Source organism: Ochrobactrum sp. PL_is483 (assembly GCF_055816855.1).
In genome coordinates, this window is the sequence record NZ_JBVPGS010000037.1 from 220397 (window position 1) to 246841 (window position 26445).

The 26445-nt window shown below is 59.1% G+C and carries 20 protein-coding genes; 7 read left to right on the forward strand and 13 right to left on the reverse strand.

The features are described 5' to 3' along the window. Positions 1-94: 94 nt before the first annotated feature. Both polA and AC0TNJ_RS14765 read left to right on the forward strand, forming a co-directional pair. The gene (gene polA / locus AC0TNJ_RS14760) at positions 95-3052 is read left to right on the forward strand and encodes a DNA polymerase I (RefSeq protein WP_473771504.1); all 2958 of its coding nucleotides are present in this window, start codon (positions 95-97) and stop codon (positions 3050-3052) included. Positions 3053-3365: 313 nt separating this feature from the next. Beyond that, positions 3366-5309, forward strand: coding sequence for a DEAD/DEAH box helicase (locus AC0TNJ_RS14765; protein ID WP_473771505.1), 1944 nt, complete (start codon positions 3366-3368; stop codon positions 5307-5309). A gap of 49 nt (positions 5310-5358) precedes the next feature. Here AC0TNJ_RS14765 and gyrB read toward each other — a convergent pair whose 3' ends face one another. Further along, entirely contained in the window at positions 5359-7800 is a 2442-nt protein-coding gene (gene gyrB, locus AC0TNJ_RS14770; protein ID WP_473771506.1) for a DNA topoisomerase (ATP-hydrolyzing) subunit B, read from the reverse strand. A gap of 302 nt (positions 7801-8102) precedes the next feature. On the opposite strand from gyrB, the gene AC0TNJ_RS14775 reads away from it, so the two are divergent. Continuing rightward, positions 8103-9479, forward strand: a complete 1377-nt coding sequence (locus tag AC0TNJ_RS14775) for a cytochrome P450 (protein WP_473771507.1) — start codon at positions 8103-8105, stop codon at positions 9477-9479. Here the strand turns inward: AC0TNJ_RS14775 and fghA are convergent, their stop codons facing one another. Genes fghA through AC0TNJ_RS14805 form a run of 6 tightly spaced genes read right to left on the reverse strand, consistent with a single transcriptional unit; the run spans position 9480 to position 13390 of the window. Next, the gene (gene fghA / locus AC0TNJ_RS14780; RefSeq protein ID WP_473771508.1) at positions 9480-10316 is read right to left on the reverse strand and encodes an S-formylglutathione hydrolase; all 837 of its coding nucleotides are present in this window, start codon (positions 10314-10316) and stop codon (positions 9480-9482) included. Between the two features lie 20 nt (positions 10317-10336). Further along, complete coding sequence (locus AC0TNJ_RS14785) at positions 10337-10993, reverse strand: DUF1345 domain-containing protein (protein WP_473771509.1); 657 nt, start codon at positions 10991-10993, stop codon at positions 10337-10339. After that, positions 10993-11466, reverse strand: a complete 474-nt coding sequence (locus tag AC0TNJ_RS14790; protein WP_473771510.1) for a GNAT family N-acetyltransferase — start codon at positions 11464-11466, stop codon at positions 10993-10995. Before AC0TNJ_RS14790 ends, AC0TNJ_RS14785 begins: the two co-directional genes overlap by 1 nt. Further along, the gene (locus AC0TNJ_RS14795; protein WP_122003039.1) at positions 11466-12578 is read right to left on the reverse strand and encodes an S-(hydroxymethyl)glutathione dehydrogenase/class III alcohol dehydrogenase; all 1113 of its coding nucleotides are present in this window, start codon (positions 12576-12578) and stop codon (positions 11466-11468) included. The genes AC0TNJ_RS14790 and AC0TNJ_RS14795 overlap by 1 nt, the downstream gene beginning before the upstream one ends. Positions 12579-12612: 34 nt before the next feature. Further along, complete coding sequence (locus AC0TNJ_RS14800; protein WP_122003040.1) at positions 12613-12900, reverse strand: metal/formaldehyde-sensitive transcriptional repressor; 288 nt, start codon at positions 12898-12900, stop codon at positions 12613-12615. Positions 12901-12946: 46 nt separating this feature from the next. Further along, complete coding sequence (locus tag AC0TNJ_RS14805) at positions 12947-13390, reverse strand: acetyltransferase (protein ID WP_473771511.1); 444 nt, start codon at positions 13388-13390, stop codon at positions 12947-12949. 56 nt (positions 13391-13446) lie between these two features. Here AC0TNJ_RS14805 and hrpB point away from each other — a divergent pair, with 56 nt between their 5' ends. The 3 genes from hrpB to regA all read left to right on the forward strand — a co-directional run bounded on the left by hrpB (position 13447) and on the right by regA (position 18153). Further along, positions 13447-15903, forward strand: a complete 2457-nt coding sequence (gene hrpB, locus AC0TNJ_RS14810) for an ATP-dependent helicase HrpB (RefSeq protein ID WP_473771512.1) — start codon at positions 13447-13449, stop codon at positions 15901-15903. Between the two features lie 197 nt (positions 15904-16100). Continuing rightward, positions 16101-17393 carry an ActS/PrrB/RegB family redox-sensitive histidine kinase gene (locus AC0TNJ_RS14815; protein ID WP_122003043.1) on the forward strand — a complete coding sequence of 431 codons (1293 nt, stop codon included), beginning with the start codon at positions 16101-16103 and terminating at the stop codon, positions 17391-17393. A gap of 196 nt (positions 17394-17589) precedes the next feature. Further along, positions 17590-18153, forward strand: a complete 564-nt coding sequence (regA, locus tag AC0TNJ_RS14820) for a global response regulator transcription factor RegA (RefSeq protein ID WP_122003044.1) — start codon at positions 17590-17592, stop codon at positions 18151-18153. Positions 18154-18159: 6 nt separating this feature from the next. Here regA and AC0TNJ_RS14825 read toward each other — a convergent pair whose 3' ends face one another. Further along, a complete protein-coding gene (locus AC0TNJ_RS14825; RefSeq protein WP_122003045.1) occupies positions 18160-18654 on the reverse strand; it encodes an MmcB family DNA repair protein in 495 nt (164 codons plus the stop codon). 237 nt (positions 18655-18891) lie between these two features. Between AC0TNJ_RS14825 and AC0TNJ_RS14830 the strand changes: the two genes are divergently transcribed. After that, positions 18892-19512, forward strand: coding sequence for a L,D-transpeptidase (locus tag AC0TNJ_RS14830; RefSeq protein ID WP_122003046.1), 621 nt, complete (start codon positions 18892-18894; stop codon positions 19510-19512). A 54-nt stretch (positions 19513-19566) separates the two neighbouring features. Here AC0TNJ_RS14830 and AC0TNJ_RS14835 read toward each other — a convergent pair whose 3' ends face one another. The 5 genes from AC0TNJ_RS14835 to AC0TNJ_RS14855 all read right to left on the reverse strand — a co-directional run bounded on the left by AC0TNJ_RS14835 (position 19567) and on the right by AC0TNJ_RS14855 (position 26395). After that, positions 19567-20139, reverse strand: coding sequence for a NifU family protein (locus AC0TNJ_RS14835; RefSeq protein WP_122003047.1), 573 nt, complete (start codon positions 20137-20139; stop codon positions 19567-19569). Positions 20140-20249: 110 nt separating this feature from the next. Beyond that, positions 20250-20738 (reverse strand): universal stress protein, encoded by a 489-nt coding sequence (locus AC0TNJ_RS14840; protein ID WP_122003048.1) that lies wholly within the window; start codon positions 20736-20738, stop codon positions 20250-20252. 88 nt (positions 20739-20826) lie between these two features. Continuing rightward, entirely contained in the window at positions 20827-21894 is a 1068-nt protein-coding gene (trpS, locus tag AC0TNJ_RS14845) for a tryptophan--tRNA ligase (protein WP_473771513.1), read from the reverse strand. A gap of 94 nt (positions 21895-21988) precedes the next feature. Beyond that, positions 21989-23578 carry a murein biosynthesis integral membrane protein MurJ gene (gene murJ / locus AC0TNJ_RS14850; protein WP_473771514.1) on the reverse strand — a complete coding sequence of 530 codons (1590 nt, stop codon included), beginning with the start codon at positions 23576-23578 and terminating at the stop codon, positions 21989-21991. A gap of 12 nt (positions 23579-23590) precedes the next feature. Then, a complete protein-coding gene (locus AC0TNJ_RS14855; protein ID WP_473771515.1) occupies positions 23591-26395 on the reverse strand; it encodes a [protein-PII] uridylyltransferase in 2805 nt (934 codons plus the stop codon). Positions 26396-26445: the final 50 nt, after the last annotated feature.

Consider the following 26445-nt stretch of genomic DNA (forward strand, 5'->3'; position numbering starts at 1 on the left):
GAAAACTGGCTTGTCAGCAATCCAACGGTGGACACTTGTTTCTCCTGACACAAGGCCGGTTTTCATTAGGCTTGGTTTCCTTTAATTCTGGGCCATGAAAAAAGGCGATCATCTCTTTCTCGTTGACGGCTCGGGTTATATTTTCCGCGCCTATCATGCCCTGCCACCGCTGACCCGCAAGACGGACGGTCTGCCGGTCGGCGCCGTCTCGGGCTTCTGCAACATGCTGTGGAAGCTCCTGAAGGATGCGCGCAACACGGATGTCGGCGTGGTGCCGACTCATTTCGCGGTTATTTTCGACTATTCGTCGAAGACCTTCCGCAACGAGCTTTATCCCGATTACAAGGCCAACCGTACCGCGCCGCCGGAAGACCTGATCCCACAGTTCGGCCTTATCCGCCAGGCAACGCGCGCCTTCAACCTGCCCTGCATCGAGAAGGAAGGTTTCGAGGCCGACGACCTGATCGCGACCTATGCCCGCATCGCGGCGGAAGCGGGCGGCGATGTTACGATCATTTCGTCCGACAAGGACCTCATGCAGCTCGTGACGCCAAGCGTTTCGATGTATGACAGCATGAAGGACAAGCAGATTTCGATCCCCGAAGTGATCGAAAAATGGGGCGTTCCGCCGGAAAAGATGATCGACCTGCAGTCGCTGACCGGCGACAGCACCGACAATGTGCCGGGCATTCCCGGTATCGGGCCGAAGACGGCGGCGCAATTGCTGGAGGAATTCGGCGATCTCGACACGCTTCTGGCCCGCGCCTCCGAAATCAAGCAGAACAAGCGCCGCGAGAATATTCTGGCCTTTGCCGACCAGACAAAAATCGCTCGTGAGCTTGTGACGCTGAAGAACGACGTGCCGCTGGACGTCGATCTGGATGGGCTTGTGCTGGAGCCGCAGAACGGGCCGAAGCTGATCGGTTTCCTCAAGGCTATGGAATTTACCTCGCTCACTCGCCGCGTGGCCGAGGCGACCGACACGGACGCTTCAGCCGTCGAGCCTTGCCATGTCGAAACAAGCTGGGGCGCCGACGCATCCACCGCCGATATTCACGGGCCGGACATGGATGTTCCGTCCAAGGCGGACGGCGAAGTGACGGTTGTTGCCGTGACGGCAACGGTCACCGTTTCCACGACAGAAGCCGGGTACAGGCCGGCAGCGCTTGCCGAAAAACGTGCCGAAGCGGCGCGCGCGCAAAAGATCGATACGAGTGCCTATACCTGCATTCGCGATATCGCGACATTGAAGCTCTGGCTTGCTGAAGCGATGGAAACCGGCCTCCTGGCCTTTGACACGGAAACCACTTCGGTCGATCCAATGCAGGCGGAACTGGTCGGGTTTTCGCTGGCGCTGGCACCGGGCAGGGCCGCTTACATTCCGCTCCAGCACAAATCCGGTGCGGGTGATCTTCTGGGCGGCGGCATGGTCGAGGGGCAGATTCCGCTGGGCGAAGCGCTGGCCGCCTTGAAGGCGGTGCTTGAAGACGCTTCGGTTCTCAAGATCGCGCAGAACATGAAATATGACTGGCTGGTCATGCGACGCTACGGGATCAACACCGTGTCGTTCGACGATACGATGCTGATTTCCTATGTACTGGACGCAGGCACCGGCAGCCACGGCATGGACCCGCTGTCCGAACGCTGGCTTGGTCACACGCCGATTGCCTATAAGGACGTGGCGGGCAGCGGCAAGAGCGCCGTAACGTTCGATATGGTCGATATCGACCGGGCGACGGCCTATGCGGCGGAAGATGCCGATGTCACACTGCGTCTCTGGCAGGTGCTTAAGCCGCGCCTTGCGGCGGAAGGGCTGATGTCGGTCTATGAACGTCTGGAGCGTCCGCTGATCGATGTGCTGGCGCGCATGGAAGAGCGCGGCATTTCCGTCGACCGGCAGGTGCTTTCGCGCCTTTCCGGCGATCTGGCGCAAGCTGCCGCTGCCTATGAAGACGAAATTTACGAGCTTGCGGGCGAGAAATTCACCATTGGTTCGCCCAAGCAGCTTGGCGACATTCTTTTCGGCAAGATGGGTCTGCCGGGCGCATCCAAGACCAAGACCGGCCAGTGGTCGACCTCCGCGCAGGTGCTGGAAGACCTTGCCGCCGAAGGCCATCCGCTGCCGCGCAAGATCGTGGACTGGCGCCAGCTCACCAAGCTCAAATCCACCTATACGGATGCGCTGCCGGGTTTCATCAATCCTGAAACGAAGCGCGTTCATACATGCTATGCGATGGCGTCCACATCGACGGGGCGCCTCTCGTCATCGGACCCGAATTTGCAGAATATTCCGGTGCGCACCGCCGAGGGCCGCAAGATCAGGACCGCTTTCATCGCCGAACCCGGCAACAAGCTGATTTCGGCCGACTACAGCCAGATCGAGCTGCGGGTTCTCGCGCATGTTGCTGATATTCCGCAATTGAAACAGGCATTCGCCGACGGCATCGATATTCACGCCATGACGGCGTCGGAAATGTTCGGCGTGCCGGTGGAGGGCATGCCGTCGGAAGTGCGCCGCCGCGCCAAGGCGATCAATTTCGGCATCATCTACGGCATTTCCGCTTTCGGTCTGGCGAACCAGCTTTCCATCCCGCGTGAGGAAGCCGGGCAATATATCCGCACCTATTTCGAGCGCTTTCCCGGCATCAAGGACTATATGGAGGCGACCAAGGCTTTCGCGCGCGAGCATGGCTATGTCGAAACCATTTTTGGCCGTCGCGCCCATTATCCCGATATCAGGGCATCCAATCCGCAGATACGCGCCTTCAACGAACGCGCCGCCATCAATGCGCCCATTCAGGGTTCGGCTGCCGATATCATCCGTCGCGCCATGATCCGCATGGAGGATGCGCTGAAGTCGGAAAATCTCGCCGCGCGCATGCTGCTGCAAGTGCACGACGAATTGATCTTCGAAGTGCCTGATAATGAAGTCGAAAAGACAATTCCGGTCGTGCGTCATGTGATGGAAAATGCGGCAATGCCTGCCGTCTCGCTTGCCGTGCCGCTGCATGTCGATGCGCGTGCAGCGCATAACTGGGATGAGGCTCACTAGGTGAAAATGGTGTAAGGCCATCCGTTTGGATACGAGGAGAAAAGGCGAAGGAAATGTGGTTCATTTTCGAGCTTTTTCGACGAGATAGCCGGGTGGATGGACCACATCCTCTGGACACCGAAATGACTGGCGATCTGCTGCGTCGAACCGCTTGACCGGGGGAACTAAAGCCTTAAACGGTTGACGTGGTAGGCCCAACCCTATAGGGAAGCATCAATTCTGTTGCTTCGGTGGTCGTCAGGGGAGTCGTGGACAAGTGGGTCCGCGACCAATGGGTATACGACTTGAGAAGCTTTTTTCGTGAAAGTGGTTCATGTCTTTGCCCGAAACCATCGCTCCGGCTCTGTCCGGAGCATTAGCCGCTCGCGGTTATAATACGCTCACTGCCGTCCAGAACGCTGTTCTGGCTCCCGAAACGCTCGATGCCGACCTTCTCGTTTCCGCACAGACCGGATCGGGCAAGACGGTCGCGTTCGGCCTCGCCATGGCCAACACCATCCTCGAAGATGAGCTGCGTTTTGGCGATGCGGCTGCTCCGCTTGCCATGATCATCGCCCCGACGCGCGAACTGGCGCTTCAGGTTCGTCGCGAGCTGGAATGGCTCTATGCCGATACCGGCGCGCGCATCGCATCCTGCGTTGGCGGCATGGATATCCGCACCGAACGCCGTGCGCTCGAACGTGGCGCCCATATCGTTGTCGGCACGCCCGGACGCCTGCGCGACCATATCACCCGCGATGCCCTCGACATGTCGGAACTGCGTGCCGTCGTGCTTGATGAAGCCGACGAAATGCTCGACATGGGCTTTCGCGAGGACCTCGAATTCATCCTCGGCGAAGCACCGGAAGACCGCCGCACGCTGATGTTCTCGGCAACCGTGCCGAAGCCGATTGCCCAGCTCGCCAAGCGCTTCCAGAACGATGCGCTGCGCATCACCGTTCAGAGCGAAACCAGCCAGCACGCCGACATCGATTATGTCGCCATGCCGGTGCCGCCGCATGAGCGCGACCACGCGATCATCAACACGCTGCTCTATTACGATAGCCAGAACTCGATCATTTTCTGCTCGACCCGTGAAGCGGTGAAGCACATGGCGAGCCGGCTTTCCAATCGCGGTTTTGCCGTGGTGGCCCTGTCAGGCGAACTCAGCCAGGCCGAACGCAACAATGCGCTTCAGGCCATGCGTGATGGCCGCGCCCGCGTCTGCGTCGCGACCGACGTTGCCGCGCGCGGTATCGACCTGCCCAATCTCGATCTGGTTATTCACGCCGATCTGCCGAACAACCCAGAAACAATGCTGCACCGTTCGGGCCGTACTGGCCGCGCCGGTCGCAAGGGCACCTGTGTTCTGGTCGTGCCGTTCTCGCGCCGCCGCACCGCCGAGCGTCTTTTGCATATGGCGAAGCTCGATGCGCAGACGGTTCCCGCACCAAGCATCGCCGCTGTTCAGGGCAAGACCAACGAGCGCATCCTGAATGCCGAGGTCTTCAACCAGCCAGTTGAAGAAGAATATCAGGATCTCCTCAAGGCGCTGACCGAGCGTTATACGCCGGAACAGATTGCGAGTGCTTTCCTCAACCGCGAAGTGGCTTCCTACCCGGCAGCGGAAGAAGTTTCCGACGCGCCGGTGCATCCGGTTGGCGGCAAGAAGCCCAAAGATCGTTTTGAACGGGGGGATCGTTTTGAAAAAGGCGAACGTTCTGATCGTTTCGACCGTGGCGACCGCCGTGATCGTGGTGAACCGGGCGAGCGTTTTGATCGCAATGCATCGTTTGACGGCGTGTGGTTCTCAGTCTCCGCTGGCCGCAAGCATCGCGCCGATCCAAAATGGCTGCTCCCGCTCATCTGCAAGGCAGGTGACGTATCGAAGCGTGATGTCGGTTCGATCAAGATTTTCGACAACGAAACCCGTTTCGAAATCACAGCCTCGAAGGCTGACGAGTTCCGCCGTTCGGTCGAGGAACGCGGCACGGGCGAAAAGGGTCTCGTGATCCGCACTGCCGTCGCAGGTGCAGGCGGCGACGCTGCTCCGCGCGAAGGTCGGGGAGGCTTCAAGCCGCGTGGCGACAAGTTCAAGGAAGGCGGCTTCCGCGACGGCTACAAGAGCGATGGCTATAAGGGCGACCGCTCCAAGGGCGATAAGTGGGACAAGCCGCGCGAATTTTCCCGCGGAGACGACTTCAAGAAAGACGGCTTCAAAAAGGGCGGTAAAAAGCCTGAAGGCGGCGGTTACGCCAAGAAGCGTCGCGGCGAATAAACTTACTGCACAGAATAATGAAAAGCCCCGGATTTCCGGGGCTTTTTTATCAAACGTCCAGATTGGCGACGCTCAGCGCGTTTTCCTGGATGAACTCGCGGCGCGGTTCCACCTCGTCGCCCATGAGGCGCGAGAACAGGGAATCCGCGTCGGTCGCATCCGTCACCTTGACCTGCAGCAGCGAACGCACATTCGGATCGAGCGTGGTTTCCCAAAGCTGTTCGGCGTTCATTTCGCCCAGGCCTTTGTAGCGCTGCAGGGTCAGGCCCTTGCGGCCAGTCGCGAAGATTGCATCGAGCAGGCCCATCGGACCGGAAAGCGTCTCCACCTTGTCCTTGCGGCGCAGCACCGGCGGTTCAGCAAAGACTTCCGACAGGCGTGCCGCCACGCGGTCGATCTGGCGGGCATCGGCAGAGCCGAGCAGCGCCATGTCGAGAAACGCAATATCCTTCACGCCACGCACCATGCGCTCGAAACGATAGCCGCCGTCTTCCGTCACATGGGCCGTCCAGCCACGCTCGGTTTCTTCCGAGATCATGTCGAGACGCTTTGCAACAGTATCGGCGGAAGCTTGCGCGGTTGCATTGTCTTTCGAGGCATCCGGGTTAAGCAGTCCGGCAATGGCGGCCTGTTCCACCACGCGGCGATCATAGCGTGTATGAAGACCGGCCAGAAGCTGGCGCATGGTGCGCGCATCTTCCACCACCGAACGCAGGTCCGGCCCGGCGCGAACTTCGCCGCTTGCCATTTCCAGCGTCGCTTCTTCAAGACCTGTCTCGATGAGGAAGTCCTCGAAAGCAGCCTCATTCTTGATATATTGCGAGGACTTGCCGCGCGACACCTTATAGAGCGGCGGCTGCGCAATATAGATATGGCCGCGCTCGATCAGTTCCGGCATCTGGCGGAAGAAGAAGGTCAGCAGCAATGTGCGAATATGCGCGCCGTCGACGTCAGCGTCGGTCATGATGATGATCTTGTGATAGCGCAGCTTGTCCGGATTGAAGCCGTGCGTCTCATCCTTGCCGATCGACGTGCCAAGCGCGGTGATCAGCGTGCCGACCTGATCGGACGAGATCATGCGATCGAAACGCACGCGTTCAACATTGAGGATCTTGCCGCGCAGCGGCAGGATGGCCTGGTTCTGGCGCGAACGACCGCTCTTGGCGGAGCCGCCTGCGGAGTCACCCTCGACGATGAAGATTTCGGACTTGGCCGGGTCGCGTTCCTGACAATCGGCAAGCTTGCCGGGCAAGGACGTCACGCTCAGATTGCTCTTGCGCGTGATATCGCGGGCCTTGCGGGCTGCTTCACGGGCTGCGGCTGCCTGAATGACCTTCTCGACCACGGCCTTGCCGCCTGCCGGATGTTCTTCCAGCCATGTCGAAAGCGCCTCGTTGACGAGGCTTTCCACCACGGGGCGCACTTCCGAGGAAACCAGCTTGTCCTTGGTCTGCGACGAGAATTTCGGATCGGGAACCTTGACCGAAAGAACGGCAGTCAGGCCTTCACGGCAGTCATCGCCGGTGAGCGTCACCTTTTCCTTCTTGGTCATGCCCGAAGCATCGGCATAGCCCGTCACCTGACGCGTCAGCGCGCCACGGAAACCGGCCAGATGCGTGCCGCCGTCGCGCTGCGGGATGTTGTTGGTGAAGCACAGCACCTTTTCGTGGTAGGAATCGTTCCACCACATGGCGACTTCCACCGTCATGCCGTCTTTTTCATTGCGGATATAGATCGGCTCTTCCAGAAGCGACTTCTTGCTCTGGTCGATATATTTCACGAATTCGATCAGGCCGCCGTCATAGTGCAGCTCATGTTCCTTGACGTCGGCATGGCGGCGGTCGGCAAGCTTGATGCGGACGCCGGAATTGAGGAAGGCAAGCTCACGCAGACGGCGCTCCAGCGTATCGAAATCGAACTCGACCATGGAGAAGGTCTCAGGTGAAGGCAGGAAGCTCACTTCCGTCCCGGTTTCACCGCCCGCATCACCGGTCACCACGAGCGGAGCATCGGCAACGCCATGGGTGAAGCTCATTTCATGAATCTTGCCAGCGCGGCGGATCTTCAGCCTCAGCCAGATCGACAGCGCATTCACCACCGACACGCCGACGCCGTGCAGACCGCCGGAGACCTTATAGGAATTCTGGTCGAATTTGCCGCCAGCGTGGAGCTGCGTCATGATGACTTCGGCAGCCGAAACGCCTTCTTCCTTATGGATATCGGTCGGAATACCGCGACCATTGTCGGTCACGGTGCAGGACCCGTCCGGGTTGAGGGTGACGGTGACAAGCGTGGCATGTCCTGCCAGCGCTTCATCGATCGCATTGTCCACGACCTCGTAGACCATATGATGCAGGCCGGAGCCGTCATCCGTGTCACCGATATACATGCCGGGCCGCTTGCGAACGGCGTCCAGACCTTTCAGAACACGAATGGAATCCGCGCCATATTCGGCGGGGGCTTCGGAATTCATCTCGGGCATCTCGCTCATGAAAATCTTTCGAAAAACGCGCTGCGAATGCAGCTTCAAAGATATGTCGAATCACGCGACAAACATGGCTTTAATATAGGTGCTAACGGCCATTTTTCCAAATTTTGGCGGTAAATTTGCCGGGGATTCCGGCAGTCTGTCCATATCAGGGTGATCCCGGCGCCGTGCGGCTTCTGGAACCGCCACAATTGACGCTTATATCCGATTTGGCGGGGGCGTTCGTGACCTGTTTGGAGCATGATCCAATCAGATTGATACGCGCTCTATGACGAAAGGAACGCTTGATGGAAACTGCGAACGTCATGAGCGAAAGACCGGGTCCATTCGTGCCGCCTGCGCCGCGACCGCGCGAAAAGCCGGTGGGGCGTTTCGAGATGATGCGGGTCGTCTACAGGAACCCGCTCGAGCTTTGGGGCGAGCCTTCCTATAACGAGCGCTGGATTTCCGTCAGCTGGTTCGGCATGAAAACCATCATCGCCAACGATCCGGGGTTGATCCGCCATGTGCTGGTCGACAATGCCGCCAATTATCCGATGTCCGCCATTCGCCAGCGCGTGTTGCGTCCGCTGTTGCGTGATGGTCTGCTGACGGCTGAGGGGCAGGTGTGGAAGCGGTCGCGAAAGGCCATGGCTCCGGTTTTCACGCCGCGTCATATCGGCGGTTTTGCCGAGACCATGCGCGACCGGTCGCTTCGCTTCGCCGAGCGATACAAGACCCCCGGCACGATTACCGATGTCGCCCATGACATGACGCTCCTGACCTACGATATTCTTGCCGAAACCTTGTTTTCGGGCGAGATTGCGGGCGATCCAAACGATTTTGCCCATCAGATCGACAGGCTGTTCGAAACAATGGGGCGGGTCGATCCGTTTGATCTTCTGGGGCTGCCTGACTGGCTTCCACGCTTCACGCGCCTGCGTGGACAGCAATCGCTGGGTTTCTTCCGCGAGCTCGTTTCAAACACCATAGCGCTCCGCAAAGCCCGCATGGACAGGGGCGAAGACGTGCCGAGCGACTTCCTTACCCTGCTTTTGCGCGCCGAAGGGCCGGACGGCCTGAGCCGCTCCGAGATCGAAGACAACATCATCACCTTCATCGGCGCAGGGCATGAGACCACCGCCCGCGCTCTTGGCTGGACGCTCTATCTGCTCGCCAAGGCGCCCCGCGAGCGCGAACGCATCGAAACAGAAATCGACAGCTTTTTTGCACGGGGCGGGCGCGATCTGCCGCCGCAGGACTGGCTGGCGTCGCTACCTTTCACGCGGGCGGCCTTCGAGGAGGCGATGCGGCTTTATCCGCCAGCGCCCTCGATCAATCGCGAGGCTGCGACCGACGATACATATGACGAGCTGAAAATCCCGAAGGGCGCTACCGTGCTGGTCATGCCGTGGGTCATTCATCGCCATAGGCTCTACTGGGATCAGCCGGATGCTTTCATGCCGGAACGCTTCTGGCCCGAAAACCGGGACAAGCTCGACCGCTTTCAATATCTGCCCTTCGGTGCGGGACCGCGCGTCTGCATAGGCGCAAGCTTTGCCTTGCAGGAGGCGGTCATTGCGCTGGCAACCTTGCTTGATGGCCACCGTTTCGAGGCCCTCGAAACCACGAAGCCCTGGCCCGTGCAGAAACTTACCACCCAGCCGCAAGGCGGTCTGCCGATGAAGGTTCTGATGCGTTGATCAGCGCTTCAGGCGCTCTGCATGCCAGCGCAGATGATCGCCCATGAAGGTCGAAATGAAGAAATAGGAATGGTCATAGCCGTCGCGCATATTGAGCGTGAGCGGAATGCCGGCCTTCTTGCATGCCTCTTCCAGCAGCCAGGGCCGGAGGCCATCGTCGAGAAAACCGTCGGCGGTGCCCTGATCCACCAGAAACTCCGGGAACCGGTAGCCGTCCTCGATCAGAAGGGTAGCATCATAGGCACGCCAAGCCCGCTCTTCCGGTCCGAGATATTTTTCGAGAGCCGGTCTGGACCATCCCGCCGTTGATGGCTGAACGATGGGAGCGAAAGCCGAGGCTGACTTGAAGCGGTCCGGGTTTTTGAGCGCTATCGTCAGCGCGCCGTGCCCGCCCATGGAATGGCCGGTTATTGCCTGACGCGACATGTCGAGCGGAAAGTTTTCCGCCACCAGATCGGTCAGCTCTTCCGTGATGTAGCTATACATCCGGTAGTTCCTGGCAAAGGGTTCCTGCGTCGCATCGACATAGAACCCGGCACCCTTGCCGAACTGCCAGTTGTCCGGTTCATCAGGAATGTCGTCCCCGCGTGGGCTGGTATCGGGGCAAATGACGGCAATTCCCAATTCTGCAGCCATTTGCCGATATTCGCCCTTGTCCATCACGTTCTGATGTGTGCAGGTGAGACCGGAGAGATACCACAATACCGGCACCGGACCGTTCGCGGCCTGTGGCGGCAGGAAGACGGCAAAGGTCATGTCGCACTGGTTTGTCGCGCTCTTGTGGCGATAAACGCCTTGCGCTCCATCAAAACATTTTGCAGTCGAAATGGTTTCCATCAAGAAATTCCCGGTTTGATTCAGCTTCCGAGCGCCACCGCGACATTGACGGAAGCGGCGACCAGCACGGTGTTGAAGAAGAAGGACACGATGCTATGCAGCAGCGTGATCTTGCGCATGGCAGGCGTCGTGACGCTGGTGTCGGACGTCTGCGCCGTCATGCCGATGACATAGGCGAAATAGGCGAAATCCCATCCGGAAGGTTCCGGTGTGCCGGGAAACTCGAAGCCGCCGCGGTGGCGGTTGGCATGGCTGCTGTCGTTGCCAGCAGGTTGGCCCGGTTGCCAATAGACATGGGCATAATGCAGCGCCGTCATCATGTGAATGGTGAACCAGCCAAGCGGCACCGATGCCAGTGTCACCACCAGGGCAAAGGCATCGGCCTGCGGTTGCCGGTTGATGAGGATGAACAGGGAAGCCACCGCCACTAGGACGGTAGCGAAGGTCACAAGGAAGATAATCCAGACCGGCTCATCGGCGCTGGCCGCGTGCTTCTTCAAATGCGCAGCCGTAAGCTTTGGCAGCGCAAAGAGCGTCAGCGCGAGATAGAACACGAAGAAGCAGTTGGCTCCGATGACGGGTGCGAGTTCCCGGTCAACCAGCCAGGCAATGATATATGCTGCCACGCCGCCAAAGGCGCCAAGATAGAAGGACATATGGCGGCGCAGCAAAAACATCAGGCAACCGTTTCCCTTGGTTCCAATCGCATGTCGACATGCGGAATGCCGTCCTCAAGATACTCGTCAGAAATCGCCATGAAGCCAAACGAGCCATAGAATTTCTGCAGATGGCTTTGTCCGCCGAGTTCGATCGCCATGCCCGGAAAACGCGCCTGAGCAAATTCGATGGCCTCTTTCATCAGCCGCTGGCCGAGCTTGTAGCCGCGATAATCCGGCGCAACGACGACACGTCCGATCTTGACCGGCTTTCCACCCTGTTCCGGTGGAAGAACTCGCAGGCTCGCTGCAAGTTCCTCACCATCGAGAATGCGCAGGTGAAACGCCTCGAAATCCTTGCCGTCGATCTCCGGATAAGGACATTTCTGTTCGACAACGAAGACGTCCACGCGCAGTTTCAGCATCGCATAAAGCGCGCGCGGGGGCAGGGCGTCGATTTCATCCCAGCGGGAAACGAGAAGCTTTTCAGCCATCAGTAAACAATCACCGAACGGATGGACTTGCCTTCATGCATCAAATCGAAGGCAGTGTTGATTTCATCAAGCGGCATGGTGTGGGTGATAAGATCATCGATATTGATCTTGCCTTCCATGTACCAGTCCACGATCTTCGGCACGTCGGTGCGACCGCGCGCGCCACCAAAGGCGGTGCCTTTCCAGACGCGTCCCGTAACCAGCTGGAACGGACGCGTGGCGATTTCCTTGCCCGCTTCCGCAACGCCAATGATGATCGATTCACCCCAGCCGCGATGGCAGCATTCCAGCGCCTGCCGCATGACATCGGTATTGCCGGTGGCATCGAAGGAATAGTCCGCGCCGCCGTCGGTCAGATCCTGAATGGCCTGCACCACTTTGTCATTGCCGATCTCTCGCGGGTTGATGAAGTCGGTCATGCCGAACTTTTTCGCCATTTCGACCTTGGCCGGATTGATGTCTACGCCGATGATCTTGTCCGCGCCCACCATGCGGGCACCCTGAATGACATTGAGGCCGATTCCGCCGAGACCGAACACCACGACATTGGAGCCGGGGCGAACCTTTGCCGTATAGATCACCGCGCCGATGCCGGTGGTGACGCCGCAGCCGATATAGCAGATCTTGTCGAAAGGCGCGTCTTCGCGCACTTTCGCCACCGCGATTTCCGGCAGAACCGTGAAGTTGGAGAAGGTGGAGCAGCCCATATAGTGGAAGACTTCGCCGCCATCGCAGGAAAAGCGCGTGGTGCGGTCGGGCATCAGGCCCTGGCCTTGCGTGGCGCGGATCGAGGTGCACAGGTTCGAGCGCTGCGACAGGCAGGTTTTGCACTGGCGGCATTCCGGCGTGTAGAGCGGAATGACATGGTCGCCCGGCTTGACGGAGGTCACGCCTGCGCCCACTTCGCGCACGATGCCCGCCCCTTCATGGCCGAGGATGGCCGGGAACTTGCCTTCGGAATCGAGGCCCGACAGCGTGTAGGCATCGGTATGGCAAACGCCCGTCGCCATGATTTCGACCAGCACTTCGCCAGCCTTCGGGCCGCCGATCTCGACGGTTTCGATGGTGAGCGGCTTTTTTGCCTCCCAGGCAACGGCTGCGCGTGACTTCATGGCGATGTTTTCCTTCCAGTTGTGTGTTGCGCGCCTATTTCAGATAGGTGCGCAAAATCCGCATGATTTCGTCAATTTGCGTATCGGAGTCCGCCTTGGCTTCCTGACCGCCTCCGGTTTCCTGTGCAAACGTCTCGCGAAAATGACTTTCCAGCACTTCCGCCATCAGCCCGTTGGCCGCGCCTCGCAACGCCGCGATCTGCTGCAGCAGTGCCGCGCATTCCGTGCCAGCCTCGACCGCGCGCTCCAGCGCTTCCGCCTGACCGCGAATGCGGCGCAGGCGCGTCAGGGCGCGCTTCTTGTCTTCCGGCGAATGTGGCATGGAATCTCCCGATTTCGATGAAATCTATATACTCCGGGGGAGTACGTCAATCACCGAACACCAGCCGCAGGTGCAGAAGTGGATAGGGGCGTCCCTGGTCGTCTGTTTCCGAACGTCCGGTTTCGACAAATCCCATATGCCGGTAAAAGCCGACGCCTTGCAGGTTCTGCTCGTTCACATCGACGGTCAGAGGACTGCCGACAGCTTTTGCATGGGCTATCATCAGCTTGCCGATGCCTTTGCCGCGCTGGTCGGGGGCGATGAACAGGCTGTCGATATGATGATCGCTCATGCCCATGAAGCCGACCGGCTTGCCAGCGTCTTCAATAAGCCAGACTTCGACATTGGGCAGATATTGCTCGGCCACCAGCTTTTCGATTTCCAGAAAATCGTCGCGGCTGAGGAAGTCATGCGTGGCGAGAACGCTGGCGCGCCAGATTTCGGTCAGAGCGCGCGCATCTGCCTTGCTCGATTTTCGAATATGGATCATGTGGGTTTCCTGTGTGATAAGCACCAAAGCGAAGGCCTTATCTGACGGAAACTACTTTGACGAGCCTGCCTGATCTTCCTGTGACACGAATTCTGCCTCAGCTGGACGAGGCATTGGCGCATCATGCAAGCGCAGTCCTCGTCGCGCCGCCCGGTGCAGGCAAGACGACACTGGTGCCTATACACATGCTGGATGCCGCTTGGCGCGAGGACGGCATGATCGTGCTGCTTGAGCCACGCCGTCTGGCGGCACGCGCTGCCGCCCGCCGCATGGCGCAGCTTCTGGGCGAGGAGCCGGGCGAAACCGTCGGCTACCGGATGCGCCTTGAAAGCAAGGTATCGGGCAAAACCAGAATCCTTGTCGTCACGGAGGGCGTTTTTGCGCGCATGATCCTGGACGATCCTGACCTGAAGGGTGTTGCAGCGGTTCTCTTCGACGAATTCCACGAACGCAGTCTCGATGCGGATTTTGGACTTGCTCTGGCGCTTGATGTACAGGCTGCATTGCGCGACGATCTCAAGATTCTTGTCATGTCGGCAACGCTTGATGGCGCGCGTGTGGCATCGCTTCTCGGTGACGCGCCGGTGATCGAGAGCGAGGGACGCGCTTTTCCTGTCGATATCCGCTATCGCGACCGCAAGGCCGATGAACGGATCGAAGATGCGATGGCGCGGGCGATCCGCGACGCCCTGGCTGACGAAACGGGCAGTATCCTGGCTTTCCTGCCGGGGCAGGGCGAGATTGAACGCACAGCGCGGCTTCTGGAAGGCCGTCTGCCGCCCGATGTGCTGCTCGCTCCGCTTTATGGCGCAATGGAAGGCCGCGATCAGGATGCGGCGATCAAGCCCGCACCGGCTGGGTATCGCAAGGTTGTTCTGGCGACCTCGATTGCCGAAACCTCCATCACGATAGACGGCGTGCGCGTGGTCATCGATAGCGGCCTTGCCCGCCTGCCGAAATATGAACCCGCTACAGGCCTGACCCGCCTCGAAACCGTGCGTACTTCGCGCGCGAGTGCCGATCAGCGCGCGGGCCGTGCCGGTCGTACCGAGCCGGGCATTGCTATCCGCCTCTGGCATCAGGGGCAAACGGCATCGCTTCCCGCTTTCTCGCCCCCGGAAATTCTGGAAGCCGATCTTTCCGGCCTTGTGCTTGATGCCGCCGCATGGGGCGTGACTGATCCAGCAACCTTGTCGCTGCTCGACAAGCCGCCATTGCCTGCGCTCAAAGAGGCCAAGGCACTGCTTAGCCGGCTTGGTGCGCTTGATGATGCTGGACGCTTGACCGCAGATGGTGAGGCTATGCGCTCGCTCGCCCTGCCTGCACGCCTTGCGCATATGGTGGCGGAAGCGGGCAAACGCGGCGAGGCTCTGCGGGCGGCGGAGCTTGCTGTTCTTCTGACCGAGCGCGGCCTTGGCGGCAATGAAACCGACCTCGATACGCGGATGGCGCGGTTCCGCAATGATCGTTCTGATCGCGCCCAGCGTGCCAAAGGCTTGGCGAAACGGTTGGCTGCAAATGTGTCCAACAAAGGCGAACCAGCCGGTTCAAGCGTTGGCCGCATGCTCATTGACGCCTATCCAGACCGTGTCGCCAAAGCGCGTGGGGCAACGGGACAATTCCTGCTCGCCAATGGACGCGGAGGCGAGGTCGATCCTGCCATCAGTTTGAGCCGCGCATCGTGGCTGGTGGTTGCCGATATGACGGGCAAGGCAGGACGAGCGCGTGTTCTTTCTGCCGCGGAAGTCAGCGAAACAGAAATCCGCGCTGCCTTGGGCGGCAAAATCGAGAGTGGACGACAAGTTGTCTACGATCCGGAAAAGAATGCCTTGCGGGCGCGCGAAGCCGTGCGCATTGGCGCTATCGCTCTCTCTGAAAAGCCGCTCGCTGCTCCTTCGGGAAGTGCTGCCGACGAAGGTGTGATTGCCGCGGTGCGTGAACATGGGCTTTCCATCCTGCCGTGGGGCAAGGAGGCGGACACCCTGCGCCGACGGCTTGGCTGGCTTCATCGCGGTCTGGGCGATCCTTGGCCGTCGATGGATGAGGAAGCGCTTCTGGAAAGGCTTGAAGACTGGCTGCTGCCCTTCCTGACGGGGGAAGCCCAACTCGACCGCATTCCAGCGCATGCGCTGAAAAACGGTCTGATAAGCCTCGTACCCTTCGATATCCAGCGCAGTGTCGACCAGCTTGCGCCGACACATTTCGAAGTGCCCACCGGATCGAATATTCCGATCCGATACGATGCCGAAGAGCCGGTGATCGCGGTGCGCGTGCAGGAACTGTTCGGCCTTGGCGCGCATCCTTCCATCGCCAATGGCAAGGTGCCGCTTTTGCTGGAGCTTCTCTCTCCGGCTCACCGTCCCATCCAGATAACTCGCGATCTTCCGGGTTTCTGGAAAGGCTCATGGGCCGATGTGCGTTCCGATATGCGTGGCCGTTATCCGAAACATGTCTGGCCGGAAGACCCGGCCAATGCGCAAGCAACGCGCCGCGCCAAGCCGCGTGGTACCTAGGTGTTTGATCTCAGCAGTTCATCTCTTGGTTTTCGTTTGAAGATTTCGGACTTTGTGTTGCCGGGTTGCAGGATGGCCTCGCACCATTTCCATCAAATTAGTAGGTCCTGACCCTAATCCCGCCCTGCGACCGGATAACGCAGTTTCGCTTGCTTTCTGGTCCGGGCTTGCCTCATAAGGGCCTGACGAGGGACCTCATGCACGCAGAATTCGAGAATCGCGCTTCCAATCTTTCGCGCCGCCCGCGCCTGACCACGTTGATACGGGTGCGCTGGCTGGCCATTGCCGGACAGACGGCGGCGGTCATGTTCGTGGCGCTCTATCTGCAATTCCCTTTTGCCGTCGGCATCTGTTTTGCGCTGATCGCCTGTTCGGCCTGGCTCAATCTCTATCTGGCTTTTCGCTTTCCGACCAACCACCGGCTCAATCCTGCCGCCGCAAGTCTGGTGCTGGCCTTCGACATTCTGCAACTGGCAGGGCTTCTTTATCTGACCGGCGGGCTGCAAAACCCGTTCATCGTCTTGATGATCGTGCCCGTCATCATCTCGGCGACGTCGCTTTCGGCGCGACATACACTGGTGCTTGCCCTGCTGGTGGTTGCCTGTACTTCCGTGTTGACCATCCGGCACGAGCCGCTGCCCTGGTATCCGGGCGAAACACTGGACCTGCCATTCCTGTTCGTGATCGGCATCTGGTGCGCCATCATTTCGGCGCTCGGCTTCACCGGCGTGTACGCCTATCGCATCGCCGAGGAAGCGCGGCAGCTTGGTGACGCATTGAGCGCCGCCGAACTTATTCTCCAGCGCGAACAGCATTTGTCGGCGCTGGACGGGCTTGCTGCGGCCGCAGCGCATGAACTGGGCACGCCACTGGCGACGATTGCGCTGGTGGTGAAGGAAATGCAGCGCGCCCGCACCACCGATCCGGGCCTTGCCGAAGACATTGCCCTGCTTCACTCCCAGACCCAGCGCTGCCGTGAAATTCTTCAGCGGCTGACCAGCCTATCGTCCGAAGGCGAAGAACATATGTCGCGCCTGCCGCTTTCCTCATTGATCGAAGAAGTGATCGCGCCGCACCGCAACTTCGGCATCACCATCGACGTGCAAAAAACGGAAGGTCCGAAACCGGAACCCGTCACCCGGCGCAATCCGGGCCTGCTTTATGGGCTCGGTAATCTGGTGGAAAATGCTGTCGATTTTGCCCGCGACACGGTCAATGTCACCTGGGGCTGGACCGAAGGGCATGTGAGTGTGACTATTCAGGACGATGGCGATGGTTTCAAACCGGAAATCCTCGACCGCATCGGCGAGCCCTATATGACGAGCCGCGACAATACCCGAAATGGCGGCGGCCTCGGCCTTGGCCTGTTCATCGCTAAAACCTTGCTGGAGCGCTCGGGCGCGCATATCACCTTCCGCAATCGCAACAATCCGGGGCAGGGCGCGGAGGTAAAGGTGGTCTGGCCGCGTTCCGCATTTACGTCCGCCTGAAGCGGGCTTGCGGCGCCAACGCTATTTTCCCATCAAATCTTCGTGGTCATTTTTTAAAAAGCGATGCAAATACAATTGGTTATGATGTTCTTGCAAATGGCCTGATGTTGAAATTGCTTCAACAATTCAGTGGCTATTTGACTTTTTGACGCAGGGGTATCAATAAGGAAAGAAAAATACAGGCAGGAAGCACCCGATGGACGACTTGAAGCAGGAAGACACCGAAGCCATAGGCAACGATCCGACCCTCCTTCTGGTTGATGACGACAAGCCCTTCTTGCAGCGCCTTGCCCGCGCCATGGAGAGCCGGGGTTTTCAGGTCACGACTGCGGAATCGGTTGAAGAAGGCATTGCCGCCGCCAAGGTGGCCGCGCCAGCCTATGCAGTCGTGGATATGCGGCTCGGCGATGGCAACGGTCTCGACGTCATCGAGGCTATTCGTTCGCGCCGTGCCGATACACGCGCCATCGTCCTCACCGGATACGGCAATATCGCTACCGCTGTGAATGCCGTTAAGCTGGGCGCCATCGACTATCTGTCGAAGCCCGCCGATGCGGATGAAGTCTTTGCGGCATTGACCCGCCGTCCGGGTGAAAAGGTTGCGCCGCCGGAAAATCCGATGTCTGCCGACCGGGTACGCTGGGAACATATCCAGCGCGTCTACGAAATGTGCGAACGCAACGTTTCCGAGACCGCACGCCGGCTCAACATGCACCGCCGCACATTGCAGCGCATTCTGGCAAAGCGCGCCCCGCGTTAAGTCAGGTCAGTCCATTTCGGTCTCGGGCATATCGAGACCGGCAAGTTCGGCAATTGTCAGGCGCGCAGCGCCTGCGCGTGCAAAGCGCAACATCAACGCTTTTCGGGTAGCGCCGGGCAATTTATGTTCCGGCGCGTCGCGCAGAATTTCCGCTCCATATCCGTCCGACAGGATGAAGCCGCATTCTTGCGGAAATATTTCGCTCGGCACCGCTGGATGGGTGGCGAAGAACAGCCGGTCGCAATAAGCGCGATATTCAGGCCACTTGCGGTCCGCCTTCCAGTCCTCGATCGACGACTTGATTTCCACAATCCAGATTTCACCCTTGCGGCTGACCGCGATCAGGTCGGCGCGCCTGCCGGACGCCAGCGAAAGCTCAGGCAATGTCGCAAGCCCCATTTCCAGAAAAAGACGCTGCACGCCGCGCCGAACCAGCATGGCGTTCTCCGACTGCCGACCGTCGGAAAGTGGATGGGACTGATTGGGAATCACAATGGGCATGGGCGCATTTTGTGCCGGGGTTTCCGTCGAAACAATCGGAAATAAGGGATTGCCTGCACGAAGGTCGGGCCAGGATGGCAAAACATGGCCAAAAAATGTCAATTTCAAGGAATTTTCAATTTACGGTTAACGCACGGTTAACAATACTGTCTCATCTTCAGCAGGAACTGAGCGATTCGCTTCTATCTCCGACCGATCGCGGTCCCATTGACGGAATGAACCAATCTGGGGGAATGCATGAATTCTCGCGTCTTCAACTTGACGACTGCTCTTTTTCTGGCAGGTGCATTGGCAGGCTGCTCGACCGTAGGCGGCACTTTCTACACCGCTTCCTATTCTTCTGTCACTGACGCTGGCTATGTCGTCCCGGCCATCCCAAACGAAAAGATACCGGCGCAATATCGCCGCCAGATCGTTAAATATCCGACGGATGAAAAGCCGGGCACCATCATCGTCGATACGCGGGAAAGGTTCCTTTATCTCGTCATGCCGGAAGGCAAGGCCATGCGTTATGGCATTGGTGTGGGTCGAGAAGGTTTCGGCTGGTCCGGCACGGCGCGCGTCGCCATGAAGCGGGAATGGCCGACCTGGACGCCACCTTCGGCCATGATCAAGCGTCAGCCGGAGCTGGCAAAATACCGCAATGGTATGGACCCGGGCTTGCGCAATCCGCTCGGCGCGCGCGCCTTGTATCTCTTCAACAAGGGTGGTGACACAGGCTATCGTCTGCACGGCACGCCGGAATGGTGGTCCATCGGCAAGGCAATGTCTTCCGGCTGCATCCGCCTCATGAACCAGGACATCATGGATCTTTATGATCGCACCGAACAGGGCGCCAAGGTGATCGTGAAGCAATAAAAGATACGAAAAAGGCCGCTTCGAGCGGCCTTTTTCATGACAATCAAATAGAAATCAGATTTGTTCGACCTGCTGCACTTCCGGCACGAAATGGCGCAGAAGATTCTGGATACCGTGCTTCAGCGTTGCCGTCGATGATGGGCAGCCGGAGCACGCGCCCTTCATGTTCAGGAATACGGTGCCATTTTCAAAACCACGGAACGTGATATCGCCCCCATCCTGCGCCACTGCCGGGCGAACGCGGGTTTCGATCAGTTCCTTGATGATTTCGACGGTTTCGGCGTCGGCTTCATCGAAAAATTCTTCCTCGCCATGCGCGGCGGCGGCATCGGCATTGCTGTTGCCGGCCATTGCAGGCGCGCCGGACATGAAATGTTCCATGATCGTGCCAAGGATAGCAGGCTTCAGATGCTGCCATTCGCCATCGTCCTTGGTGACGGTGATGAAGTCATAGCCGAAGAAAACACCCGTTACGCCCGGAACCGAAAAGAGCTTGGCCGCAAGCGGCGAGGTGTTGCCAGCGGTGGAGGCATCGCGGAAATCGGCGGTGCCTTCCGGCATGACCACCTTGCCGGGAAGAAACTTCAGGGTCGCCGGGTTGGGCGTGGTTTCAGTCTGGATGAACATGCCGGTTGTCCCGCTTTCAGATTTTGGAACGATTTTCGTAAGCGCAGATCCGCATGGACGCAAGCGCTGTCCCGATCTCGCGCGTATCAGTTGTCATCAATATAGGGTGATTACGTCACCGCATCAATGTCGTCGTCGCTCATACCCGCCGGAATGACCGTCACCGGGATCGGGAACTGCGCGCGACCGGCCAGCGATTGCACGAGGGGGCCGGGGCCTTCCTTGCCTGAACCGGCAGCCAGAACAAGAATGGCGATGTCCTGATCTTCCTCGATGAGGCAAATGAGTTCTTCGGCGGTTTCGCCTTCGCGGATGCTGATTTCAGGCTCGATCCCGTGATCGGCACGCACGGTCGCAGCAAATTTTTCGAGCGCTGCCCGCGCCCGATCCTGTGCTTCCGAGCGCATGATTTCGCCCACGCCCAGAATTTGCTGGAAATCCGAATCATCGATCACGAAAAGCAGGATGAGCGAGCCGCCCGTGTTTTTTGCACGGCGCGCCGCATAGGCAACGGCGCGCCCGCATTCGGGCGTTTCGTCGATGACAGCAAGAAACTTGCGGCGGTGACCGGCTTCCCGGCTAAGTCGTTTTGATACCATGGCCGCAATTTGCCATCGGGATTGATCGTCTGCAAGCTGGCATTTGGCAGGGCGCGATGATCGAAACGCGCCCTGCTGATCAAGAAATTCAGTTCTGCAACCAGCCAACAATGTCGCGGACATGGCGCATGGTCTGTTCGGCGATCACGCCAGCCCGCTCGCCGCCATCGCGCAGAACGCTGTCGATGTAGGCCGGATCGGCGATCAGTCGGCGCATCTCGTGGGTGATCGGCGAAAGCTTCGCGACCGCCAGTTCGGCAAGCGATGCCTTGAATTCGGAGAACTGGCGTCCGCCGAATTCCTTCAGCACATCTTCCTTCGACTGGGAGGAAAGCGCCGCATAGATGCCAACCAGATTATCGGCTTCCGGACGACCGGCGAGGCCATCGAGTTCCGTGGGCAGGCCGTCGGAATCGGTCTTTGCCTTGCGGATTTTCTTGGTGATGGTCTCTTCGTCATCAATCAGGTTGATGCGCGACAGGTCCGATGGATCGGACTTCGACATCTTCTTGGTGCCGTCGCGCAGCGACATGATCCGCATTGCCGGGCCGGAAATAACTGGCTCGGTGAGCGGGAAGAAGCCCGATACCTGCTCGTCACCAACCTGCATATCCACACCGATGCCGAGCGAGGCGATACGGTCGGAATAGTCATTGTTGAACTTCTGGGCGATATCGCGGGTCAGTTCCAGATGCTGCTTCTGGTCCTCGCCGACCGGTACGGCGGTGGCGCGATAAAGCAGGATGTCGGCGGCCATCAGGCTCGGATAGGCAAACAGGCCGAGCGAAGCATTTTCGCGGTCCTTGCCTGCCTTGTCCTTGAACTGGGTCATGCGGCTCATCCAGCCAATACGCGCGACGCAGTTGAACACCCATGCAAGTTCCGCATGCTGCATGACGCGGCTCTGGTTGAAGACGATGCTCTTCTTCGGATCGATGCCAGCGGCGAGGAAAGCTGCGGTGACTTCGCGGGTCGACTGCATCAGTTCAGCCGGATCGGGCGAAACGGTCAGGGCGTGCATGTCCACGACGCAATAGATACAGTCGTTGGTGTTCTGCATGTCCACCCACCGCTTGATCGCCCCGAGATAATTGCCGAGGTGAAGGTTTCCGGTCGGCTGGACGCCGGAGAAAACAAGCGGTTTGAACGTGCTCATGATCGGTTCCTAAAAAAGTTAGCCCCGCCGGTGGAGAGCGGGGATTTTGAATGCTGGTCTTTTCGCAGAGACGCAGCCGCCTTTCAAGCGCGAATTATTGCTCGCTTTCAGGGGCTTTCTTTGCCGCGCCACGCTTGATGTTGCGGCGGATCATCCCGGTATTCGCCCCGCCGAGACCGAAGGCAAAACCGAAATAAACCACCATTGCGGCGACCACGATTGCGGTCACGGTTCCCGCCCGTACAACGAGCGGCGCTGCCGAGGAAAGCTCATGGGCGAAGTAGCCGATGGCAAAATGGATGCCGGCAGCCATGATCGCGGCAGCGACGAGGAGGCGCGGAATGCGGGTGAGGAGTGGAATATCCTGCCCCCAATGGCCGCGCTTCACCAGTGTCGCGAAAAGCAGCACGGCGTTGACCCAGCCCGCGACGATTTCAGCGGTGGCGATGCCGGTCGGTCCGAAATGCGGAAAAAGCGTGATGGCAAGCGAGACGTTTACCGCCACCGAAATGGCGGCAAAGATCATCGGCGTGCGGGTATCCTCGCGGGCGAAGAAGCCCGGAATGAACGCCTTTATCAGCACGAAAGCAGGAAGGCCGAGGCCATAGATCGCCAGAATATTGGAGACGACGAGCGTGGAGTCCGGGCTGAACTTGCCGCGTTCGAATAGAAGACGGACGATGGGTTCCGACATGACGAGCAGGGCCGCTGCCGCTGGCAACGTCAGAAACAATGTGAACTCGACCGAGCGGTTCTGCAGGTTCGACGCTTCTTTCATATGCCCGCCGCGCAGCGCGCGCGCCAGTTCCGGCAGCAGCACGGTCGCCACCGCGATGCCGACGACGCCGAGCGGAAGCTGATAGATGCGGTCTGCATAAACGAGCGAGGAAACCGCGCCTTCCATGCCTGAGGCGATGTTGGTGTTGATCAGCAGGTTTATCTGCGTGATGCCGCCGGTGATGGCGGCGGGAAGCGCCAGAACCAGCAACCGTTTGACATTGGAGGTGAGGCGCGGGCGGCGAAAACCGATCTTGATGCCTGCATTGCGCACGGCAATCCAGACGATGGCAAGCTGAACCAGGCCCGCAGCCATGACGCCCCAGGAAAGGCCGTAGCCGACCGAAAGCGCGTCATAGCCGCGCCACCAGGCCACGGCCAGAACGCCGATCAGGATGATGTTGAGGAAAACCGGCGCAATGGCCGCGGCGAAATAGCGGTGCAGCGAATTGAGCATCCCGCCCATCATCGCAGCAAGCGACATACAGGCGAGATAAGGAAACATGATGACGGCGAGACGCACCGTATTGTCGAATTTTACCGGATCGTCGGTGAAACCCGGAGCGATGACCGTGCGCACGATGAAGGGCATGGAAAGTTCCATCGCAATGGTCAGGAACAGAAGCACGGTGAAAAGCACGCCGAACACTTCTTCGGAAAAACGGCGTGCGCCGTCCATGCCGTTCTTTTCGATCTCCTTGGCAAAAAGCGGCACGAAGGCTGAATTGAACGCGCCTTCGGCAAAGAGCCTGCGGAATGTGTTTGGGAAACGGAAGGCAGCATTGAATGCATCGGCCACTGGACCGGTGCCAAGTGCCGCCGCCATGAACATCTCGCGCGTGAAGCCGAAAATGCGGCTCATCAGCGTGCCGGACGCGACTGTGGCGAACTTTTTGACCAAACTCATTTACTGAAAAACCTATGCTGCGGCCTGCGACGAGCGGCCGTTTGTCTTGCTGCCATTTTCCGCGCCCAGCACACCAAGCAGCTTGCGCCTGATATTGCCCTGGCGGGTGGCGTTTGAAATCTTGTGGCCCACTAGGTCGGTTACGTAAAAACTGTCAATCACCTTCTCGCCAAACGTGGTGATATGGGCAGAAGCAATATCCAGTGAAAGGTCCGAAATAAGGCCGGTCAGTTCCGAAAGCAGGCCGGGTCGATCCAGTCCTTCCACCTCGATGACGGTGAACTTGTTGGAGAGCGTGTTATTGATCTCGACCCGCGGCTCCACCTTGAAAGCCTTGGCAGCCTTTTTCGGCTTGGTGCGCTTGGCCAGCACGTCGGGCAGATGCGCCTTGCCGGACAGGACATCCTCGATGACCTTGCCGACGCGTTCAGCGCGGCGGCGCTCGTCATCGTCGGTATCGAATTCGCGGCTGATGAGAATAGTGTCCAGCGCGCGCCCGTCGCCGGTCGTGAAAATCTGCGCGTCCACGATATTGCCGCCTGCCGCGGCACAAGCGCCGGTGATGATCGACAACAGGCGCGGATGGTCGGGCGCCAGCACCGTGATTTCGGTCACGGCCTCGAATGTATGCGGCTTGGCCATGGTGGCCAGCGCCCGCTGGTTGCGGTCGGCTTCGCGAATGAAATGGGCGTGCCGGACCTGATCCTCAAGGCTGACTGTAAAGAGGTAGTTTTGATAATGCAGGTCGAGATAGGCTTCGCGCTCAGCCGACGGCCAGTCGGCCAGTTTTCCGGCAAGCGCCTGCCGTGCCTGCCGGTCGCGGTCGGCGCGGGACAGTTCCGAAAAGCCGCCGGTTAAAACCAGTTCGGTTTCATAGAAGAGCGTGCGCAGAAGTTGGCCCTTCCAGCCATTCCACACGCCGGGGCCGACCGCCTTGATGTCGCAGACCGTCAGGATCAGGAGAAGCTTCAACCGCTCCATGGTCTGTACCATGTCGGCAAAGTCGATGATGGTCTTGCGATCATTGAGATCACGAGACTGCGCCACCATGCTCATGGTCAGATGTTCACGCACAAGCCATTCGACGGTTTCGGTTTCGGCGGGGGTAAGGCCGAAGCGCGGTCCAAGCCTGCGGGCAATGCGCGCACCGGCAACCGAGTGGTCCTCCGGGCGCCCCTTGGCGATGTCGTGCAGGAGCAGCGCTACATAAAGCAGGTTGCGGTCACGCTTGACGGTGGTGATGAGGTGGTTTGAAAGCGGATGTTCGTTTTCAAGCTCGCCATGCTCGATTTCCGACAGCACGGCGATGCAGCGCAGCAGATGCTCATCCACCGTATAATGGTGGTACATGTTGAATTGCATCATGGCGACGATCTTGCCGAAATCCGGAATGAATTTCCCAAGCACGCCGGATTCGTTCATGCGGCGCAAAATGAGTTCGGGATTGCGCGGCGAGGCGAGGACTTCCAGGAAAAGCCTGTTGGCTTCGGGATTTTCACGCAGATCGGCATTGATGAGCTTCAGCGAGCGGGTGAGCTGCTGCATCGCTTCGGGATGAAATTCCAGCCCGTGCTTGTCCGCCAGATGGAAGAGACGGATGATATTGACCGGATCTTCCTTGAAAACCTCCGGCCGCGCGATGTTGATGCGGTGATTTTCCGAAACGAAATCGCCGTCTGCGGAAAGCTTGCGCTTGCGTCGCGAGAAAGTGAGGAAGATGCGGTTGAAGCCCGGAACGTGCTTGGCTTGCTGTTCCTCCAGCGCGGCACAGATGATGCGGGTGAGGTCGCCCACATCCTTCGCCACCAGAAAGTAATGCTTCATGAAGCGTTCGACATAGTTCTGGCCGGGGTGCGCCGTATAGCCAAGGCGTTCGGCGATTTCCGGCTGTATATCGAAGGAAAGGCGCTCTTCTGCCTTCAGTGTCGCAAAATGCATGTGGCAGCGCACGGCCCAGAGAAAATCCTCGGCCTTGTTGAACAGCTTCAGCTCGGCGCGTGACAGAACGCCGAGCTTGACCAGTTCTTCCTTGGTCTTGACGCGATAAAAATATTTGGTGATCCAGAACAGCGTGTGCAGGTCGCGCTGGCCGCCCTTGCCTTCCTTGACGTTCGGCTCGACCAGATAACGGGTTTCGCCCGCCTTGCGGTGGCGCTGGTCGCGCTCGGCAAGCTTGGCCTGAATGAATTCGGGGCCGGTATCCTTGACGATTTCCTCATCGAAGCGGGCGACAAGCGTCTTGAAAAGGTCCTTGTTGCCGGAGAGCAAGCGTGCGTCGAGGATCGCCGTGCGGATCGTCATGTCCTCGCGCGCCAGACGGATGCACTCATCGATATTGCGTGTGGAATGGCCGACTTTCAGCCCCATGTCCCACAGCATGTAGAGCATGTATTCGACCACCTGCTCGCCCCAGGGGGTCTGCTTGTAGGGCAGCAGAAACAGGAGATCGATATCCGATCCCGGCGCAAGCCCGCCCCGCCCGTAGCCGCCGACTGCGACGATAGCCATATTCTCGGCCTTCGACGGATTGACCATCGGATAGGCCTTGGTGGTGGCGAATTCGAACAGCACCTCGATCAGCGTATCCATGAGAAAGGAAAGGCGTTTGGCGCAGAGCGTGCCGCCGCCATCCTTCATCAGCATGCCTTCCGCATTGGCGCGCCCGCGCACCAGAGCATCCTTCAGAGCCTGAAGCACCACTTTGCGCACGGTCGGGCTGGTATAGTTTTCGTCCGTGGAATCCGCCAGTTCGTTGAGCTTGCGGCGCAGCGTTTCGGGATTGACGATCTCTTCCAGCTTAAGGTCGTGTGCGCTCATGCGGCATGTAGATCCGGTTTGCGGAGAAAGGACAGCGGGCAACCTATCCT